Genomic DNA, 20,132 nt, shown 5'->3' with positions numbered 1-20,132 from the left:
CTCAAAAAATAAAACTATTGAAATTAAAGTTTAAAGCGTAGTAATAAATAGGTCATTCTATTAAGTTGTAGATTTCGACTTACACATAACTGCCCCGCCTTGGATTTCATCAACGAGAATCTATACATAAGCAGTATATAATAAGGGAGAGAAAGCTGCCAAGCTTTGTCAAGAAAGAAATTATGTTTTTTGAGCCGCATTATGCTGGTATGATTTAATTCAAATAAGCTAAAGGCTTGTATTTACTTTCTTCGAATCGGCGCCCTAGTCTAAAAGCTATCTGTTGCGGGTATTAGAAAAATAGGAACTTGACGGAAGTTGAAATCTAAAAATGGTATACCATAACCGAGAGGTACTAGGAATCTTTGGTAAACTATTTCGATAGAGCTGAAATATTTCTGCAACATCTATCATAAGAGCAGAGTATTAAACACCCATAATTTCGATTTAAAATAAAAAATGCAGCAAAGCTAACTTTGCTGCATTTGATTAATACCTAAAACAGTCAACCTTTATAAGGCGAGTGACGGTTATCTTTTTTAGAGTCTTCCCTCCACATTACAGGTCAAGAATCCTTTGACATCATACAAAATACCACCTTCTTTTAAATAAGATCTTATATCTATTTCTTTGAATTCGCGATGAGCAACGGTTAAAACTATCGCTTCATATTTTTTATCGGGTAAATTTGAAGTAGTTTTAAGGCCATATTCTTCCATAACCTCTATTGATGAGGCCCATGGATCGTATATGGTTAAATTTACCCCGTAAGTATTAAGATTGGATACAACGTCAACTGATTTAGTGTTTCTAACATCAGGACAATTTTCTTTAAAAGTTATACCTAAGACTAGCACTTCACTATTTTTTATTTTGACATCTTTTTGAACCATTAGTTTTATAACCTCTGAAGCTACATATTTACCCATTCCATCATTCATTCTCCTGCCTGCAAGAATAATTTCAGGATGATAACCAAAAGTCTGTGCTTTCTGAGCTAAATAATAAGGATCGACACCAATACAGTGGCCTCCGACTAGGCCTGGCTTAAAAGGTAAAAAATTCCATTTGGTACTAGCTGCTTCTAACACCGCATTGGTATCAATTTCCATGAGATTAAATATTTTGGCCAGTTCATTTACAAAAGCAATGTTAATATCCCTTTGAGAGTTTTCTATCACTTTTGCGGCCTCAGCTACCTTTATAGTCGGAGCAAGATGGGTTCCAGCAACGATAACCGATGCATAAAGTTCATCAACTTTTTGTCCAACATCCGGAGTGGACCCAGAAGTTACTTTTAGAATTTTATCAACAGTATGTTCCTTGTCTCCAGGGTTAATTCTTTCCGGGGAATACCCTATAAAAAAATCTTCATTAAATGTAAGGGAGCTCATATTTTCCAATACAGGAACACATTCTTCTTCTGTAACCCCAGGATATACCGTTGATTCATAAATGACAATGTCTCCCTTTTTTAAAACTTGACCAACGGTTTCACTCGCTTTATAAAGTGGGGTAAGTATAGGCCTATTGGTACTATCAACAGGAGTTGGAACGGTTACAATATAATAATTACAATCTTTTATACTGTCAATATCGTCTGTACAAAATAATCCTTTCTCAAAATTGGTGTTATTCTTTAAAACACTTTGAAGGTCTTCGTTATTTACTTCAAGAGTACTATCTATACCGGACTGTAATTCCTTAACTCTTTTTGTGTTAATGTCAAAGCCAACAACGTGATATTTAGTGGCGAATAAACGAGCCAATGGAAGTCCAACATACCCAAGGCCGATAACGGCTATTTTAATTTTCATTTTAATTTTTTTTTAAATTATTCCAATACCAATCCATAGCTAATTTTAAACCTTTCTTTATATCATATTGAGGTTCATAACCGACATGTTTACGAGCCTTATCTATTGAAGCTAACGAATGAGGTACATCTCCTCGTCTAGGTGGGCCATAAATAATTTTCACCTCACTAATCTTAGAATCATAACTGCCTAAGAAATTTTTCAACAATTCAACTAATTCCTTGAGATTCGTGCGCTCTCCATAGGCAACATTAAAAACAGTATTTATGGCCTCAGTATTAGTTGTAAGGATGGCTCTTAAGTTCATTTCTATAACATTATCAATGTAAGTGAAATCCCTTGAGAAACTACCATCTCCATTAATAACAGGAGATTCATGATTCATCAATTGAATGGTGAATTTTGGAATGACAGCAGCGTAAGCGCCTTTCGGGTCTTGTCTCCTTCCAAATACGTTAAAATACCTTAGTCCTATTGTTTCCAATCCATATGTTTTAGAAAAAATATCTGCGTATAATTCGTTTACATATTTTGTAATCGCATATGGTGATAAAGGTTTTCCTATCTTACTCTCAATTTTTGGTAAAGATGTAGAGTCTCCATATGTAGAAGAACTGGCCGCATAGATAAAGCGTTTTACACCAGAGTCTCTGGCCGCGACAAGCATATTTAGAAAACCGGAGACATTAACCTCATTACTAGTTATTGGGTCATCAATAGATCTAGGAACAGAGCCAAGGGCTGCCTGATGTAAAACATAATCAACATTTTGGCAGGCATTCATACATGTTTCTAGGTTTCTAATATCACCCTCAATTAACGTGTAATTAGAATCCAGAATAAATTTTTGTATGTTGTCTTTTTTACCTGTAGCAAAATTATCTAGACACACAACCTTATTTCCGTTAATCAATAATTCTTCGGTAATATTTGAACCTATAAATCCCGCACCCCCAGTTATTAAAATTTTTAAATTAGAAGGGAAATCTATTCTACTTGCAACCATTGAGATTATTTTCTTTTAAAGTTGTTTATTTTCGTTACCAAAATTTTGAATCGAATAAGAGTTATAGAGAACGTTAGGCTTAAGTGTAATAATCTTTATACCATTTGACGAAATTTTGTATTCCCTCTTTTACCTTGGTATCCGGTTTATAATCATAATCTTTCATTAAATCGGATACGTCAGCCCATGTTCTTTCTACATCCCCAGGTTGCATTGGCATCATATTTTTCTCAGCTTTTTTACCCATACTGCTTTCGATGGCCTCAATAAAATCCATCAGCTTAACTGAATTATTGTTTCCAATGTTATAGACCTTATATTTGGGTCTATTGCTAACTGGGCCTGTAAGAATCCTATAGACACCCTCCACAATGTCGTCTACGTAGGTAAAATCTCTTTCCATCTTTCCATGGTTAAAAACATTTATAGGTTTACCTTTTGCAATGGCATCCGTGAAAAGAAAGAGTGCCATATCAGGTCTGCCCCATGGACCATATACAGTAAAAAATCGAAGTCCCGTTGTTGGAATATCAAAAAGATGGCTATAGGTATGCGCCATCAATTCATTACTCTTTTTACTGGCGGCATACAGACTGATAGGGTGGTCAACGGTATCGTCCGTTGAAAACGGAATCTTTTCATTCAGTCCATACACACTGGAACTGGAAGCATATACTAAATGCTCCACTTTATAATGCCGACAACATTCTAATAAGTTCAGGTAACCTACGATATTACTATCAATGTATGTTTCTGGGTTTTCTAAACTATAGCGAACCCCTGCTTGTGCGGCAAGATTACACACTTTACTTATTCTCTCTTTTTCGAATAACTGAGGAAGAACCTTTCTGTCCTCTAAATTCATTCTTACAAAGGAGAATATGCCGGGATATTTTGAACTTGAATTGACTTCATTGAATTTTTCGGCATCAACCTTAGAAATACCCAATTGGTCTAGCCGACCGAATTTAAGATTGACATCATAGTAATCATTAATGTTATCCAGACCAATAACTTCGTGTCCTTCCTTCACCAGTTTTTCACAAAGATGGTAGCCAATGAAGCCCGCTGCCCCGGTCACTAAAATTTTCATGATTGACCAATTTTGTAATATTGAAAACCTAAACTTTCCATATTTTCCTTGTCAAGAATTCTACGGCCGTCAAATACAAAAGCAGGTTTTAGCATCTTAGTGTAAATATCATTCCAGGAATAGGTTTTGAATTCATCCCACTCTGTAAGAATAGCAATGGCATGGGCATTTTCAACTGCATCAAAAGGGTCTGAAACTACCTTTAAAAGTCTTCTATTATCTTCTGGAGCTCTGGTTCCTAGATAATCAAGGTCAGCAAAAATTTGTTTTTCTGATACCTTTGGGTCGTAAACCACAATTTCTGCTTTCTCTTCCAATAAAGCATCTGCGATGTTTATGGCAGCCGATTCCCTAGTGTCATTAGTATCTTTCTTGAAAGCCCATCCGAAGAAAACTATTTTTTTTCCTGATACGGTATTGTAAAGTGTGGAAATTATGTTTTCTGCGAACCTTCTTTTTTGGTAATCGTTCATAATAATTACCTGTTCCCAATAATCTGCTACTTCGGTCAGACCAAAGCTTCTTGAAATATACACTAAATTTAAAATGTCTTTCTGGAAACACGATCCACCAAAACCAACAGATGCATTTAAAAATTTTGGCCCAATTCGGCTATCGGTGCCAATGGCTCTTGAAACTTCAGCCACATTTGCATCGGTTCTTTCACATAGAGCGGAAATCGCATTAATAGACGAAACTCGTTGCGCCAAAAAAGCGTTGGCTACCAATTTAGACAGCTCAGAAGACCAGACGTTTGTCTGAAGAATTCTTTCTTTGGGAAGCCAGTGCTCATAAATAGAACTTAGGGTGTCTTTGGCTTCTTGTCCCGATTTGGTGTCATCCCCACCAATCAAAACACGGTCTGCTTTTAGTAAATCTTCTACCGCTGTTCCTTCAGCTAAGAATTCAGGGTTAGATAAGATCTCAAAATTCACTCCATTCCCCGTGTTTTCTAATATACTTTTAATAGCACTCGCTGTTCTAACTGGAAGAGTTGATTTTTCAACAACAATTTTGTCGGTTTTCGCGACTTTGGCGATATTTCTTGCGCAAAGCTCTACGAATTTTAAATCAGCGGCTTGACCTTTGCCCTTTCCATAAGTCTTGGTAGGGGTGTTAACCGAAATAAATATGATTTCAGCCTCATCAATAGCTTTATCAACTTCAGTCGAAAAAAATAGATTTTTACCTCGGGTCTTCTCGACAATTTCTTTCAAGCCAGGTTCATAAACAGGAAGATTGTCTAGGTCTTCATCGTTCCATTGATCGATTCTTGCTTGGTTAATATCAACAACGGTTACTGTTATTTCAGGACATTGGCTTGCAATTACTGACATGGTAGGACCACCAACATATCCCGCACCAATACAGCATATTTTATTTACTTTAGTCATGGTAAAATTCATTTTGTTCGGTTGCAAAGATTACCAAATAACTCAAAAAAAACCTACTTTTTTTCGGTTAAAGAGTTTTATTTGTGGTTAACTTACAGTGTATGGCATTCATTATCATTCACATTATTTGAATTTAATCGGAAGCAATTGGTCCGATTTACGACTCGTCCAATTTATTGCATGTTTCGTAGTGTTTTTACTCCTCAGGTTCATTTGGTTCGATTATTAGTTTTTATCTTCGTTTTCAACTATCCATGTATCTACTTAAAAGATGGACTAATATTAAAACCTTTAATAACAATCAAAACAACTACCCATAAATGAAGAAAATACTTATTACCGGAGCTGCAGGTTTTTTAGGATCACACTTATGTGACCGTTTTATAAATGAAGGCTATTATGTTATCGGAATGGACAATTTGATAACTGGTGATTTAAAAAACATAGAGCATCTCTTTAAACTAAAGAACTTCGAGTTTTATAATCATGATGTTAGTAAATTTGTTCATGTTTCAGGAAGCCTAGATTACATTCTCCATTTCGCTTCTCCTGCTAGCCCGATAGACTATTTGAAAATACCGATTCAAACATTGAAAGTAGGTGCTATGGGTACCCATAATTTGTTAGGGTTGGCAAAAGCAAAAAACGCAAGAATACTTATAGCTTCCACTTCTGAAATATATGGTGATCCTCTGGTTCATCCTCAAACGGAAGAATATTATGGAAATGTGAACACAATAGGCCCAAGAGGAGTATACGATGAAGCAAAACGATTTATGGAGTCTATTACTATGGCCTATAATCGTTTTCATGGTTTGGAAACTAGGATTGTTAGAATATTCAATACTTACGGACCAAGAATGAGACTAAATGATGGTAGGGTGATACCTGCTTTTATAGGACAAGCTTTACGTGGGGAGGATTTAACTATTTTTGGTGACGGTAGCCAAACTCGTTCTTTCTGTTATGTTGATGATCAGGTAGAAGGTATCTATCGATTGCTTTTAAGTGATTATGACTTACCGGTAAATATCGGCAACCCTTATGAAATAACTATTAAAGATTTTGCTGAGGAGATTGTTAAACTTACAGGTACAGATCAAAAGATAATTTACAAGCCCTTGCCAAAAGACGACCCTATGCAGAGACAACCAAATATTTCAAAGGCGAAAGAGCTTTTAGGTTGGGAACCCAAAATTATGAGGGAGGAGGGAATGCGTAAAACGTATAAATATTTTAAATCCTTGCCTGAAGAGGAACTATATAAGAAAGAGCATAAAGACTTTAAAGAATATAACCGTTCTTGATTTTTTGGCAAAGTTTTAACAACAAGTAACACCTTGATTATAAATTCACAAGAAGTGTCTTAAGGGTTAAGTACTTTATTTCCATCTGAAATTTCAACTAATATTGATTGATGAACGTAAGTATAGCGTGTTTTATGGGAATAATTGGACTTAAGGTGAATTTAAATGCGATTAGCCGATTTTTTAATGGTCTTGAACAATAATGTATTGCAACACATTAACAAAATATTACATTTACGCTGGTTTAATTAAATTGACCATCCCAAATTATAATAATGAATTTATCCATTAAAAAGTGAAAACTATCACACAAGAAAAAATTTGGTTATCATCACCTCACATGGGCAGTACTGAAGAGAGATATGTTCAGGAAGCCTTTGATTCTAATTGGATAGCTCCACTTGGTCCCAACGTAAATGAATTTGAAAACACTATTGCTCGATACGTCGGAGAAAAGACTCACGTAGCAGCATTAAGCTCGGGTACTGCCGCAATTCATCTTGCTCTCGAGTTATTGGGTGTATCTAAAGGTGATGAGGTTCTTTGCCAAAGTTTCACCTTTTCAGCCTCTGCCAACCCAATATTATATCTTGGGGCCACTCCTGTTTTCATAGATAGTGAAAAAGATACTTGGAATCTTTCACCTGAACTTTTAGAAGAAGCTATTGTAGATAGATTGTCTAAGGGAAAGAAACCGAAAGCCATTGTCGCAGTGCATTTATATGGGATGCCATATAAAACAAATGAAATCGCTCGAATATCAAAGGCTTATGATATACCCGTTGTGGAGGATAGCGCTGAAGCGTTAGGTAGCTCATACGAAAGTGCCAAATGTGGTACCTTCGGCGATATCGGAATATTTTCCTTTAACGGAAATAAAATAATTACAACTTCTGGAGGAGGTGCTCTGCTTTCGTCAAATGCAAAATATAAAGAAAAGGCAGTTTTCCTCGCCACGCAGGCCAGGGATGATGCTCCTCACTATCAACATTCGAATGTAGGGTACAATTACCGATTAAGCAATGTTTTGGCAGGAATCGGTAGAGGCCAGATGGAGGTGCTTGATGACAGAGTGAGCGCCAGAAGGGCGAATTTTGATTTCTATTATAAAGAATTGTCAGAATTTGATAAAATCCAATTTTTGCTTGAACCAAGAGGTTATTTCTGTAATCGCTGGCTTACTTGCATTTTAACACCCTCTTTCCAAGCAAGAGAAAAAATACGATTGGCTCTCCTAGAAGAGAATATTGAGTCTAGACCCCTATGGAAACCAATGCACCTTCAGCCGGTTTTTACGGAAAATCTAAATTTTTTAGATGGTACATCTGAAGACTTGTTCAATCGTGGTCTTTGTCTGCCCAGTGGGTCTAATCTTTCGAGTAATGATCTTGAAAGAGTGGTAAGTGTTATTAAAAACGAAATCTAAAATCATGATTAAAGGTTATTTAGTAAATAATGCCCATAAATATGCATCTAAATGGTTAGTTCTGCTAATTGATGTTTGCATGATAGCTGTATCCTTTGTTCTTTCATATATTATAAGGTTCAACTTAACATTGGATTTTGATATTGATAAGCTAATTATACAATTACCTATCATTTCATTGATTTCAATGTCTTCTTTTGTGTTTACGGGGTCCCACAAAGGGGTAGTAAGGCATACTGGGGTTCGAGATGTCTATAATATATTCAACGCGATATGCCTTTCGAGTATTTTATTGATAAGCATGGTACTTTTCAACCGAGAGTTGGGTGTTTTTGAGAATTTCACCGTCCCATTAGGTATTATTATCATACATAGCTTATTAAGTTTTGTGGCATTAACTTCATCTCGTTATGTGTTCAAATCCCTTTACAATAATTTTATGGCGAGGGATTTCAAGGTTAATAAAAATGTTCTTATTTATGGAGCGGGTGAGTCAGGTATTTTGACTCAGAACGCCTTAGTGAACCATACCAAAAGTAGGGTTCGTGTAGTTGGTTACGTTGATGAAGACTTAAAGAAAGTTGGAAAGCAGATAAATGGAGTTAAGGTCTTTCATAAGGAGATTTTAACTAAAGACTTTATTCTAAAAAATAGTATTTCAGAGGTTATTTTTTCTATACAAAATATAGACCCGAAAGATTTAAAGATTCTTGTTGAAGGTTTGGTTGATTTTCCGGTGCAGGTGAAAATCGTTCCTCCAGTAGAACAATGGATAAACGGCGAACTAAAAGTTTCACAAATAAAACAGATTCAAATTGAAGACTTGCTTGACAGGGCACCTATTAGCATAAAGAATTCAAAAATTTCCGAGGAAGTAAAGAATAAAGTAGTTCTTGTAACAGGCGGAGCGGGATCTATTGGTAGTGAGATTGTTAGGCAGGTTTGTACTTATGATTACAAATCCTTAATAATCATCGACCAAGCGGAATCCGCATTATACGACCTACAACAAGAATTGAAGCAAAATGGCTTTCATAATTTTATTCCGATAGTTGGCGACGTTCGAGACAAGAACAGATTGAATAATCTTTTTCAAGAGCATCGACCCAATATTGTATTTCATGCAGCAGCTTATAAGCATGTTCCTTTAATGGAGTATAATTCTTATGAGGCAATCAAAATAAATATTGCCGGCACTAAAGTGGTAGCTGACTTATCGATGGCGAATAACGTAGATAAATTTATTCTTATTTCTACTGATAAGGCCGTTAACCCCACAAATGTCATGGGAGCTACCAAGCGAATAGCTGAAATGTATGTAAGCTGTATGCAACAAGAGGGTAGAACTAAATTTATTACAACAAGATTCGGTAATGTATTAGGGTCAAATGGTTCGGTTATTCCATTATTCAAAAAGCAAATAGAAAAAGGCGGGCCACTTACTGTTACCCATGCAGAAGTTACAAGATTCTTTATGACAATACCCGAGGCATCTCAATTGGTGCTTGAGGCAGGCGCCATGGGAGACGGAGGCGAAATATTTATTTTCGACATGGGTGAGTCAGTCAAGATTTTTGATTTGGCCAAAAACATGATAAAGTTATCTGGCCTGAAATACCCCGAAGAAATCGATATCAAAATTAGTGGATTGCGACCAGGTGAGAAGCTCTATGAGGAACTACTGGCAAATGGAGAAAATACTCTGCCAACCTACCACAAAAAGATAATGATAAGTAAAACTAGAGAGCTGGATTATACCTTGGTGCGTTCTAAAATTGATGAGCTCTGTGTTTCCAATATGTTCTTTAATGGTAGTACTGTCTCTCTAATGAAAGAAATAGTTCCTGAATTTATTTCAAGCAATTCTGAATTGTGCAGTTTAGATAAAATTTCTTCAAAAGATACAAAGTCAATATCTCTCAAGAAAGTGCTATAATATTTTCACTATCATTGCACTTAAAACTAATATTTAAATCATGATTAAAATTAATAATATCTTAACTTCTATCCTGACTTTAACTTTGTTGGCATCTATTATAACCTCCTGTGCTTCTAGAAAAGAAGTTGTGTATTTTCAAAATACTGGTGATTTTGAGACCTTGGTTGATAAGAATAGTTTTACTCCAAAATTTAAGGTTGATGATTTGGTAAGTATTTATGTTTCCACTCTCGATAGTGAGGCCAGCGCCCCTTTTAATTTATTTAGAGGTGCTTCAGAAGGAGGATTAAGGCCAGAACAGGTTGACTATTTAATTGATAAAGATGGAGAAATTGATTTTCCTGTTATAGGAAAAATAAAAATAGCTGGTCTTTCAGCAGAGGAAGTTCGTATTTTATTGAGAGATAGATTGTCGGAATATCTAAAAGACCCAATAATTAATATTCGCTTACGTAATTTTAGCGTAACTGTATTGGGAGAAGTTAACAGGCCTGGTACATATCCGGTAAACGGAGAGCGGATAAATGTGCTTGAAGCTCTAGGCCTTGCTGGTGATTTAACAATTAAAGGAAAGAGGGAAAATGTGATGGTAATACGAGATTTCGATGGAACCAAGGTATATACCAGAATTAATCTTACTAACAAAGATGCTCTAAGCTCTCCCGTTTATTATCTGACACAAAATGACGTTGTTTACGTAGAGCCTAACAATTCAGCGATTAAAACCTCTAGTCTTGACAATAGAGCATCTATTTATGTTTCCATTGCATCTCTTTTAATTACCTCTACTGTACTCTTAATTACAAGAACAAATTAAACATTGATAGAATTTTCTTGATGTTTTAATATGCCAATTATGACTGAAAACATTGCTGGTGCCAATATCAATTTAAATGAGTTAATTGGTAAATATACTATAAAATGGAAATGGTTCTTACTATCGGTTCTAATTACCATTATTCTAGGTTATTTATATATTCGGTACAGTACCCCGCAGTACGCAGTTCAAACACAGATACAAATCTTAGAAGAAAAAACAACAGGTTCTGAATTGGATATCTTTCAGGATATGGGAGTTTTTGGGAATGGAAAAAATAAAGTTGAGGACGAACTAAGGATAGTTAATTCTAGATCTAATTTTATTGAAGTCGTTAAAGAACTGAACCTAAATACTAAAATTATGGTTCAGGGTAATATTAAAGAGTCCGAGGTTTATAAAAACCCGCCGATTAACGTGAGTTTCATTGCCGCAGATTCAATAATGAACAGGGCAAATTTCGATTTTTTCTTATCAATTTCATCATCCACGACATTTGGATATTCTGAAGAGGAGGATATGCCGAATAAGATTTATGCTTTTGGTAAGAATATTTCTACACCTCTCGGTGATATCGTTATTACTCCTAATGTAGAGGTTTTTGAGAAGTATAAGGATAAGAAAATACGTATTTCGGTGAGACCAATAGAAGAAGTTGCTCAGGATTATAGAAAAAAAATTCTGGTCACCAATCCTGGAGAGTTTTCTAATATGGTAAATCTTACTTTGGAAGACCCAATTAAGGCCAAAGCAATTGATATTTTAAACGTTTTAATTAATGTTTATAACCAAAATGCAATAACTGATAAACAAATTATTGCTGATAGGACATCTAATTTTATTAATGAAAGGATTGCAGATATAGCTTCAGATTTAACATCGGTTGATCAATCGGCTCAAGATTTTAAGACAGAAAAGGGGGTAACCGATATTGCGGCGGAAACAAATGTTAATTTGAATGTTGGGGTAGCTAATCAACAAGAATTAGCCAACGCTAGAAATCAGCTGAACATGGCATCATCTATGCAGCAGCTTATTCAGCAGCAAGGCAACTATGAAACTTTACCGACCAACATTCTTTCTGACCCCTCAATAGCTGGATTGACAGATAGGTATAATCAACTTGTATTGGAAAGGGCTAGATTACTTAAAAGTTCAAATGAGAAAAACCCTGTTATAGTAAATTTAGACCAGCAGATTGCTGGTTTGAAAAGTAGCTTGATGTCTAGTGTTAATAGTACAGTAAACAATTTGGGTTTAACGGTTAATTCCCTAAGCGGTCAACAAGCCAGATTTAATTCTAAAATTTATTCTTCACCGGCCAATGAAAGGGCTCTAAGAGATATTACACGACAACAGCAAACCACGGAATCATTGTATCTATATCTTCTTCAAAAAAGAGAGGAAGCTCAAATTACCGCTGCTTCAAGTTCTCCCAAGTCGAAGATTATTGATAAGGCTTATAGCATAAGCCCTAATCCGGTTTCCCCAAAAAAACCTCTAGTTTATTTTGCTTGTGTAGTTCTTGGGTTATTAGTTCCATTCTCACTTATTTATATTAATGATTTGGTTGATAATAAAGTTCATAACATGAATTCACTAGAGAAGTTGGTGAAAGATGTGCCTGTGTTGGGAGAGCTACCAAAACTATCAAAAAAAGAAGAAAAACTGGTTGTAAAGGAAGATAGGTCTGTTTTGGCCGAATCGTTAAGAATTATTAGAACAAATCTTGACTATTTAATAAAAACCAAACAGGTTGGTAATAAAAAAAGTAATATCATTTTTATTACTTCAAGCGTTCCTGGTGAGGGTAAAACATTTTTGTCCACTAACTTATCAATGATTTCTGCTGCATCGAGTAAAAAAGTTTTGTTAATAGGGGCAGATATAAGAAATCCTAAATTATACAGCTTTCTTACGGGAAAGGAAATTAATAAAATGTCCAATTCTGGACGTAATAAGGATGCTGGCTTAACTGAGTTTCTCTATGATAATACTTTAGAGCCAAAAGATATTATTAATCCTCTATTAATACATCATAACACAATCGATGTGATTTATTCAGGAAGAATTCCACCTAATCCTGCAGAACTCTTAATGAGTGATAGATTTAATAATCTGTTAGAACATGTTGCACCCTTATATGATTACGTACTAGTCGATACAGCACCCTTAATGGTAGTCACTGACACACTTCTGATAAGCCAATATGCAGATGTGCTAATTTATGTTACTAGAGCTGGTGTTACTGAAACAAGGGCTATTAATTATCCTATCAAATTAAGGAATGAAGGTAAATTAAAAGGATTGACTTTTGTAGTAAACGATGTTGATAAATCCAATTTAGGATACGGAGGTAAATATGGATATGGTTACGGAAAAACACAAAAAAAGTGGTGGAGATTCTAAACCAAAAACTTGATTCCCCTTTTAATATATCTAATTTATATCTTTCCTCATTTTTTATAGATTCTTAATCCTTCTCGAAGAAGAATGTAATGCAAGTAGTCTTGATTTTAAAACTTAATTAAAAAATTAAGTAAATAAAAGCTAGTTTTTTTACTGAACATTTCTCTTGTATTTTGTCGGGTATAGACCATGTTTTAACGAAAATTATTAGGGTAAAATGAGTTTAGGTTGTTAAAAAAGTATATTCGTTCTTTCGGTTAGTTAATACTCCAAACTTCGTTTGATATTATATTATGAAAACAACAAGAGTAAATTTAGAAGCACATTTACCAATTTATGGTTATGCTCTACGTCCAAAATCTTTTTTATGTCTTCGGAAAGAAACTTTAGGTCAAATTTTGATTGTTTTTTTTGCGTTTTTAAACTTCGCAAAGATAGAAGCTCAGTTACCAGATGAATTTCAACGTGTAGAGTTGGCTTCCAATTTAACCAATACAACTACAATGACATTTGCTCCCGATGGGAGAATTTTTTTATTGGATAGGTATGGGGACATTTTGATTTATAAAACGGAGACTAATAGTATGTTGGTTGCCGGAACTATACCGGTTTATAAGGATTTTGAAGATGGATTGTTAGGAATTGCTTTTGACCCAGATTTCCTCAATAATAATTACATATATGTGCATTACTCCCCTCAATCAGTTTCAACAAATAGGGTTTCAAGATTTCAAATGAATGGAGACTTAATTGATATCTCGTCCGAGATTGTTGTTTTGGAATGGGAGACTCAGCGATTAACTTGCTGCCATAGTGGGGGAGATATGGGGTTTGATTCTCAAGGAAACCTTTATATTGCCACAGGTGATAATTCTCAACATACAGATTATTCTGCACTTTATGAAAATAATATCTATTGGAGTGCTGAAAAATCTTCGTCTAATACCAATGATTTAAGAGGAAAAATATTAAAAATAACACCTCAAGCAAATGGGTCCTATACTGTACCCAGTGGTAATTTATTCCCAGTTGGAACCCCTAATACTAGACCCGAGATATATGTGATGGGGGCTCGAAACCCTTACAGAATTTATGTCGATAAAGATGATACTGATTGGTTATTTTGGGGTGAGGTTGGTCCAGATGCCAATGACCCTGGAGCTAATGGCGAAGGTCCTATTGGTATGGATGAAATGAACCTTACCAAAACTGCTGGTAACTATGGGTGGCCTTATTTCTCAGGTGATAATGAGGCTTATCTAATTAATTATGCTTCTCCCGCTTATTATAATAGTCCAAATTCTCCAAAGAATACATCTAAATGGAATACTGGAATAACAGATTTGCCACCGTCAAGACCTTCTTGGCTAGAGTTTGTAAGAGAAGGTACGATTATCAATTGGTCTATCTTCTCTGGTCCCCGATATTTTTTCGAGACTGAATTGGCAGATCAACAACGTATGCCCGTAGAATTTGACGGACTTTTATTCTATTATGATTTTAATACGAGCCGAATTTGGACAGTTGAAATGGATGATGAGGGCGATGTTATTAATTCAGAACAGTTCGCTCCGTCCGTTTTTCCTTCTGCTGATATTGGAATTATAGATATGGAGTTTGGCCCGGATGGGCACATGTACGTACTTGAGTACGGAGAGGGTTGTTGTCCTGACAATGTCGGTACCGGTAAATTAGTTCGTGTAGACTATACTGGTATCGTTACGAACTCTTCTCCGGTTGTTTCTATAAGTGCAGATGTGATTAGTGGTCCAATTCCATTGAGTGTAAGTTTTTCTTCAGATGGTACATACGATCCTGATGGTGATACACCTTTAACATATGAATGGGATTTCGAATCAGATAATGTCGTAGATTCTAATGAACAGGATATCGAATATACCTATACATCTGAGGGTACTTATCAAGCCCGATTAGTAGTAAGTGATGGTAACGGGGGTAGTGGTGTAAAGATAGTAACGATATATGCTGGAAATGATCCCTCAACATTTTCATTTACATCGCCTCCTGATGGCGGATTGATTGGTTGGGGAGATGATATAGATATAGGCCTCATGGTTAACGATAATCAAGATGGAAGTACTACAGATGGCGGAATAGATTGTGCAGATGTGAATATAGTTCCATCTTTGGGGCATCTCAATCACTTCCACGATTTTTCTGGATTGACCGGTTGCCCTCAATCAACAACGTTGGAGTATGATGGTCATGATATTTACGGAGGTATGAACATCTATTATGTTCTTGGTGTCAATTATAAAGATTCAGGTAATTTGACATCATATGATCAAATTAGGTTGCATCCTAAAAAGAAGGAGGCCGAATTTTTCGATTCACAAAGTGGAACGGAAATAATTTCAAATAATGATGTAAGTGGTGGTACTAGTGTTATCAGGGTTGACAATAATGGATTCATTGTTTTTGAAGGCCGCAATTTGCAGAATATTACGAATGTACGCTATAGAGTTTCTTCTTCTTTTGAAGGGGGCAGTATTGAATTAAGACAAAATGGAATTAATGGTAATTTATTGAGCTCATTAACCGTTCCGGATACAGGAGGCAATGATATGTGGTTAGACATTGAAGCGCCTATTACAGATCCCGGGGGTAAAAATGATTTATATTTTGTTTTTAAAAATAATACTATAAATACAGACATTTTTAATGTTAACTATATTGAATTTATTGGAGATGGGGTTTCTATCGATAACTCTCCTCCAGTTGTAAATGAGGTAACATCTAATACTTCAACGCAAATTGAGGTTGAATTTTCAGAATATTTAACAAGCCAAAGTGCCGAGCTTACTTCAAATTATTTAATTGAAGGAATTGATGTTTTAGCTGCCGAACTACAACCTGATAGAAGAACAGTTTTGTTGACTGTGTCGACTTTATCATCTGGAACCCTATACAATCTTACCATTTTAAATGTTGAAAATATTGCAGGAATAAAAATTGTTGAGAGCAGTTATGAGCTAGGTACAATAAATCCAATACGTATTAATGCAGGAGGACCACAGATAACTGTAGATGCGATGATTTATGAAGAGGATAAATATTTTACAGGAGGGAATGATTATTCGCGGACAGTGGCGATAGCCAATACGGAGAACGATGAATTATACCTGACCGAAAGATTCGGTAATATGAGTTATGAAATACCAGTGCAAGGTTCAGGGAATTTTGATGTTAGATTACATTTTGCAGAGTTATATCATGGTGTCGGTAGTACTCCTGGAGGCAGTGGAGACAGAGTTTTTAATGTAGATATTGAGGGAAGTAGAGTACTGACAAATTTTGATATAGCTGAAGAAGCAGGGGTTGCTACGGCTCTAACAAAAGAAATAAATGATGTCGCAGTTTTAGATAATAACGTTAGTATAGTTTTTACTTCAGTCACTGGAGACGCGAAAATATCTGCAATCGAAATACTGGATTCAAGCAGTTTTGACGCCGTTCCTACTTTAAGTATCACATCTCCGGCTAATGGCTCGAATGTCAGCCCAAATTTTGAGGTTAGTTTTGCTGTCGACAATTGGAAAATAGGTGAAAATCAAACCCATATTCATTATTATGTAGACGATGTAATGGTCGGTCCGTACTATAGTTATGATCCAATTCCTATTGAAGATTTAAGTTTAGGAAACCATACAATCAAAGTAGAACTGTTTAACCCAGACCATTCTGGTACTGGTGTTTTCGATGAAATAAACATTAACGTTGTGGGAGGGGTGGTTTGTAACGACTATCAATTTCCAGATTCCTGGACTGTTCATGAGTTGGAGCAAAACACCTATGTTTCTGTCTATACCTTTGCAAACAATGATTTCGATGGTGATGGGTTAAAAGATATTGTCACAGGTGGTTGGTGGTACAAAAATCCGGGATCGGCCGGAGGAGATTGGCAAAAGTTTACCATTGGTGAAGGTTTTGGAAATGTTGTTCATGTATATGATTTTGATGAGGATGGGGATTTGGATCTTTTAGGAACCGCACTAGGTGATGAACCAGATGTTTATGAAAGCGTTCAACTTGTTTGGGCACAGAATAACGGGGAGGGAGGGTTTACCGTTTTCAATAATATACCTGCTGGGGATTCTAATTATTGGGAGCCTTTCGTTGCTGGCTTAGCTGGAGGAGTTTTTACTGCCAATGGTAATTATCAGATGGCCATCAATTGGAATGGTGCGGAATCGACTGGTTCACCCGTACAACTGCTCACTCCTCCTTCTAAAACGAATATAACAACAGAAACTTGGAGTTTGGTTGATATAAGTGAAGACAGCTCAGGTGAAGATATTCAAGCCGGAGATATTGACGGTGATGGCGACTTAGACCTTTTTCAGGGAGTTAATTGGCTACGTAACAATGGTAATGGAACTTGGGATACTTTTGAAACTGGTATTACTTACCCAACTACAGTCGATAGATCTCAACTTGCCGACTTTGATAGGGACGGTGATCTAGATGCTGTTGTAGGGCAACTCGGATCAGGAAGTAGTCTGGAATTTTCATGGTTTGAATCTCCTTCTGATCCATCCCAACCTTGGGTGCGACATGTACTGAGCAATGATGTAAGAGGAAGTTTAAGTGTTTTTGCATCCGATATAGATTTTGATGGAGATCAGGACATAGTAGTAGGAGAATGGAAAGGAGAAAAAAGATTACTAGCATTCGAAAATGATTTATGTGATTCTGGAAACTTCATAATTCATGTTATAGATGATGGAGAATTGAATTTAGAGCATCATGATGGGGCAAGAGTAGTTGATATTGATAATGATGGAGATTTAGATGTGGTTTCTAATGGTTGGACACAAGATTATGCACCTAGAATTTACGAAAATACCACCGCATTGCCTCATACTTATCGTCCGGTTGCTGATGCAGGTGAAAATCAAGAATTTATACTTCCTCTAGATAATATTACTTTATACGGTTCAGGATTTGATCCAAACGGTAGTATAGAATCATACTTATGGACAAAGAAATCGGGTCCTGATGGGATTTCGCTTACTGGAAATGATACCGATACATTAACACTTACCAATTTAATTTCTGGGACTTATATTTTTAGATTGACTGTGGTTGATGAGGAGGGTTACAACGCGTATGATGAGGTCACTATTACTATAATAGAGAGTTCTAATGAGCTAAACAAACCTATTGCAGCGGCAGGGCAGAACGTTGAAATAACACTTCCCCAGAATAGTACAGTTCTCAATGGTTCAGGTTCTGACCCTGACGGAGGTGAGGTAACTTTCTCTTGGTCGCAAACAAGTGGTCCAACTGCCACTTTAAGCGGAGAGAATACTACTCAATTGGCAGTTAGCGAGATGGTTGCTGGGGTTTATGAATTTAGGTTAACCGTTACTGATGATGAAGGGGAAACAGCTTTTGATGACGTTACCGTGACCGTAATCCCTGAAAATGGTTTATTAGCTGTTGTCGATGCAGCACCTATAGAAGGAGAAGTGCCACTAGAGGTTACTTTTACAGGAAGTAATTCAATTGGTGAGATTACATCTTATTTGTGGGATTTCAAGGATGGAAATACATCTACTGAAGCGGACCCAGTTCATACCTTTAACAATACCGGAACGTATGAGGTTGAGTTAACGGTCACAGATGACGGAGGTAATCAACATTTAAGCACTATTACTGTAATTGTCTTAGAAGTAGGTGAAGGTGATAAAATGGGTATTATTCTACAGCGTAATCCTATTACTAACGGTATTGCTACTTTTAGAATGGTGAATATGCCTGAAGATATCTTGATGACGGGAATTAACCTTCATGATCAACAGGGGCGTTTGATAAGTGATTATAATACTGATGATATAGAAGTGATAGGTGATGGGTCTTATCAGATTTTGGTGGAGACTCTCACTGATGGAATTTATTTTATTAGGGTATCCCTAAATGATGGGGAGGTATTGACCTTGAAATTGCTTATCGATAACTAAAAAATAAAGAATTAAAAAAATAAAGGGCGCTTTTGCGCCCTTTATTTTTTTAATCTACTAGTAAAAATTAGTAATAGTTCTATCGATAATTGGGAGAAGTTTCTCCAGTGTTTTTTCAGGCAATGCAAGTTCTTTCAATGCATTCATCTGCTTAAGATTATGAATGTCTGAGCCCAAAAAATCAATTAACCCTTCATCTAAAAGCTCTAAGGCCATCTTTGACACTTCTTTACCGTAATAATCACCTAAAGACAGTAGGTTCATTTGAAAGAGCATTCCCTGTTCTTTATACTCCTTATATTTTCTCTTTCTGAAATGAAGAAAGCCATAGCGTTCTGGATGTGCCAATATAGGAAAGTAACGTTGCTCTGACGTCTTGGTAATGGCTTCTTCAAAGTTTATGGGAGGCTGCAAATAAGACATCTCGACCAAAATATAGTTACCCTTCATGGGCATTACTGAATTCCGTTCTAAGAGGTTTTCATAATTGTCATCAATCATATGCTCCGCCGAGGCTTCTATGAAGAAATCTGAAATGTTCTCCTTTGTTAAAGAATCTTTTAATTTTTTTAATGCAGCAGAAATAGTTTGGTTATTATTTGGGTAATAATTATTCATTATGTGCGGTGTTGCAATCATTCTTTGAACACCAAAGGAAGAAAACTCGCTGATGAGGGCCAGTGAATCCTCCACTGATTTTGCTCCGTCATCAATACCAGGTAAAATATGATTGTGAATGTCTACAAAACCATTCAGATGGTCTATTAAATGCTTTTTACGACTGAAGAAATTAAACATACACTTAATGAGAATTTGAATGCTAACGGAACTGACCCGTACTTTATGATAAGAAAATTAAAAAATCATGCAAAGATACATTGTATGTTTTTAAACTGAATTCGCCTTAGGCAAATATAAAAAGGCGGTGCAACGCACCGCC

General features: G+C 36.0%; 11 protein-coding genes. 6 read left to right on the top strand and 5 right to left on the bottom strand.

The genetic code is table 11. The features are described from left to right. Positions 1-539: 539 nt before the first annotated feature. The 4 genes from IL356_RS17805 to IL356_RS17790 form a co-directional block, all read right to left on the bottom strand. Positions 540-1,817, bottom strand: a complete 1,278-nt coding sequence (locus IL356_RS17805; protein WP_162987915.1) for a nucleotide sugar dehydrogenase — start codon at positions 1,815-1,817, stop codon at positions 540-542. Between the two features lies 1 nt (position 1,818). After that, entirely contained in the window at positions 1,819-2,823 is a 1,005-nt protein-coding gene (locus tag IL356_RS17800) for an SDR family oxidoreductase (protein ID WP_121849450.1), read from the bottom strand. Between the two features lie 79 nt (positions 2,824-2,902). Beyond that, complete coding sequence (locus IL356_RS17795) at positions 2,903-3,916, bottom strand: NAD-dependent epimerase (RefSeq protein ID WP_121849449.1); 1,014 nt, start codon at positions 3,914-3,916, stop codon at positions 2,903-2,905. Continuing rightward, a complete protein-coding gene (locus IL356_RS17790; protein WP_121850738.1) occupies positions 3,913-5,310 on the bottom strand; it encodes a nucleotide sugar dehydrogenase in 1,398 nt (465 codons plus the stop codon). Before IL356_RS17790 ends, IL356_RS17795 begins: the two co-directional genes overlap by 4 nt. 320 nt (positions 5,311-5,630) lie before the next feature. Between IL356_RS17790 and IL356_RS17785 the strand changes: the two genes are divergently transcribed. From IL356_RS17785 to IL356_RS17760, 6 genes are all read left to right on the top strand, one after another. Beyond that, on the top strand, positions 5,631-6,617 hold the full coding sequence (locus IL356_RS17785) for a UDP-glucuronic acid decarboxylase family protein (protein ID WP_121849448.1): 987 nt from the start codon (positions 5,631-5,633) through the stop codon (positions 6,615-6,617). 340 nt (positions 6,618-6,957) lie between these two features. After that, positions 6,958-8,043, top strand: coding sequence for a DegT/DnrJ/EryC1/StrS family aminotransferase (locus IL356_RS17780; protein WP_121849447.1), 1,086 nt, complete (start codon positions 6,958-6,960; stop codon positions 8,041-8,043). A gap of 4 nt (positions 8,044-8,047) precedes the next feature. Beyond that, entirely contained in the window at positions 8,048-9,979 is a 1,932-nt protein-coding gene (locus tag IL356_RS17775) for a polysaccharide biosynthesis protein (protein WP_121850737.1), read from the top strand. A 40-nt stretch (positions 9,980-10,019) separates the two neighbouring features. Beyond that, positions 10,020-10,799, top strand: a complete 780-nt coding sequence (locus tag IL356_RS17770) for a polysaccharide biosynthesis/export family protein (RefSeq protein ID WP_121849446.1) — start codon at positions 10,020-10,022, stop codon at positions 10,797-10,799. Positions 10,800-10,838: 39 nt separating this feature from the next. Further along, on the top strand, positions 10,839-13,208 hold the full coding sequence (locus IL356_RS17765; protein ID WP_121849445.1) for a GumC family protein: 2,370 nt from the start codon (positions 10,839-10,841) through the stop codon (positions 13,206-13,208). A gap of 503 nt (positions 13,209-13,711) precedes the next feature. Then, positions 13,712-19,192, top strand: a complete 5,481-nt coding sequence (locus IL356_RS17760; RefSeq protein ID WP_162987914.1) for a PKD domain-containing protein — start codon at positions 13,712-13,714, stop codon at positions 19,190-19,192. Between the two features lie 57 nt (positions 19,193-19,249). On the opposite strand, the gene IL356_RS17755 is transcribed toward IL356_RS17760, so the two are convergent. Then, on the bottom strand, positions 19,250-19,990 hold the full coding sequence (locus tag IL356_RS17755; RefSeq protein WP_121849443.1) for a tyrosine-protein phosphatase: 741 nt from the start codon (positions 19,988-19,990) through the stop codon (positions 19,250-19,252). Positions 19,991-20,132: the final 142 nt, after the last annotated feature.

Source organism: Euzebyella marina (assembly GCF_014855515.1).
Taxonomy (GTDB): Bacteria; Bacteroidota; Bacteroidia; order Flavobacteriales; family Flavobacteriaceae; genus Euzebyella; species Euzebyella marina.
Note: the sequence above shows the minus strand (reverse complement) of the source record. Positions and strands in the feature narration are given on the sequence as shown.

Excerpts from the sequence above, each read along its gene's own strand:
- IL356_RS17790 (WP_121850738.1), bottom strand. The coding sequence starts at position 5,310 with ATGACTAAAGTAAATAAAATATGCTGTATTGGTGCGGGATATGTTGGT.
- IL356_RS17770 (WP_121849446.1), top strand. The coding sequence starts at position 10,020 with ATGATTAAAATTAATAATATCTTAACTTCTATCCTGACTTTAACTTTG.
- IL356_RS17795 (WP_121849449.1), bottom strand. The coding sequence starts at position 3,916 with ATGAAAATTTTAGTGACCGGGGCAGCGGGCTTCATTGGCTACCATCTT.
- IL356_RS17805 (WP_162987915.1), bottom strand. The coding sequence starts at position 1,817 with ATGAAAATTAAAATAGCCGTTATCGGCCTTGGGTATGTTGGACTTCCA.
- IL356_RS17755 (WP_121849443.1), bottom strand. The coding sequence starts at position 19,990 with ATGTTTAATTTCTTCAGTCGTAAAAAGCATTTAATAGACCATCTGAAT.
- IL356_RS17765 (WP_121849445.1), top strand. The coding sequence starts at position 10,839 with ATGACTGAAAACATTGCTGGTGCCAATATCAATTTAAATGAGTTAATT.
- IL356_RS17775 (WP_121850737.1), top strand. The coding sequence starts at position 8,048 with ATGATTAAAGGTTATTTAGTAAATAATGCCCATAAATATGCATCTAAA.
- IL356_RS17785 (WP_121849448.1), top strand. The coding sequence starts at position 5,631 with ATGAAGAAAATACTTATTACCGGAGCTGCAGGTTTTTTAGGATCACAC.
- IL356_RS17800 (WP_121849450.1), bottom strand. The coding sequence starts at position 2,823 with ATGGTTGCAAGTAGAATAGATTTCCCTTCTAATTTAAAAATTTTAATA.
- IL356_RS17760 (WP_162987914.1), top strand. The coding sequence starts at position 13,712 with ATGACATTTGCTCCCGATGGGAGAATTTTTTTATTGGATAGGTATGGG.
- IL356_RS17780 (WP_121849447.1), top strand. The coding sequence starts at position 6,958 with ATGGGCAGTACTGAAGAGAGATATGTTCAGGAAGCCTTTGATTCTAAT.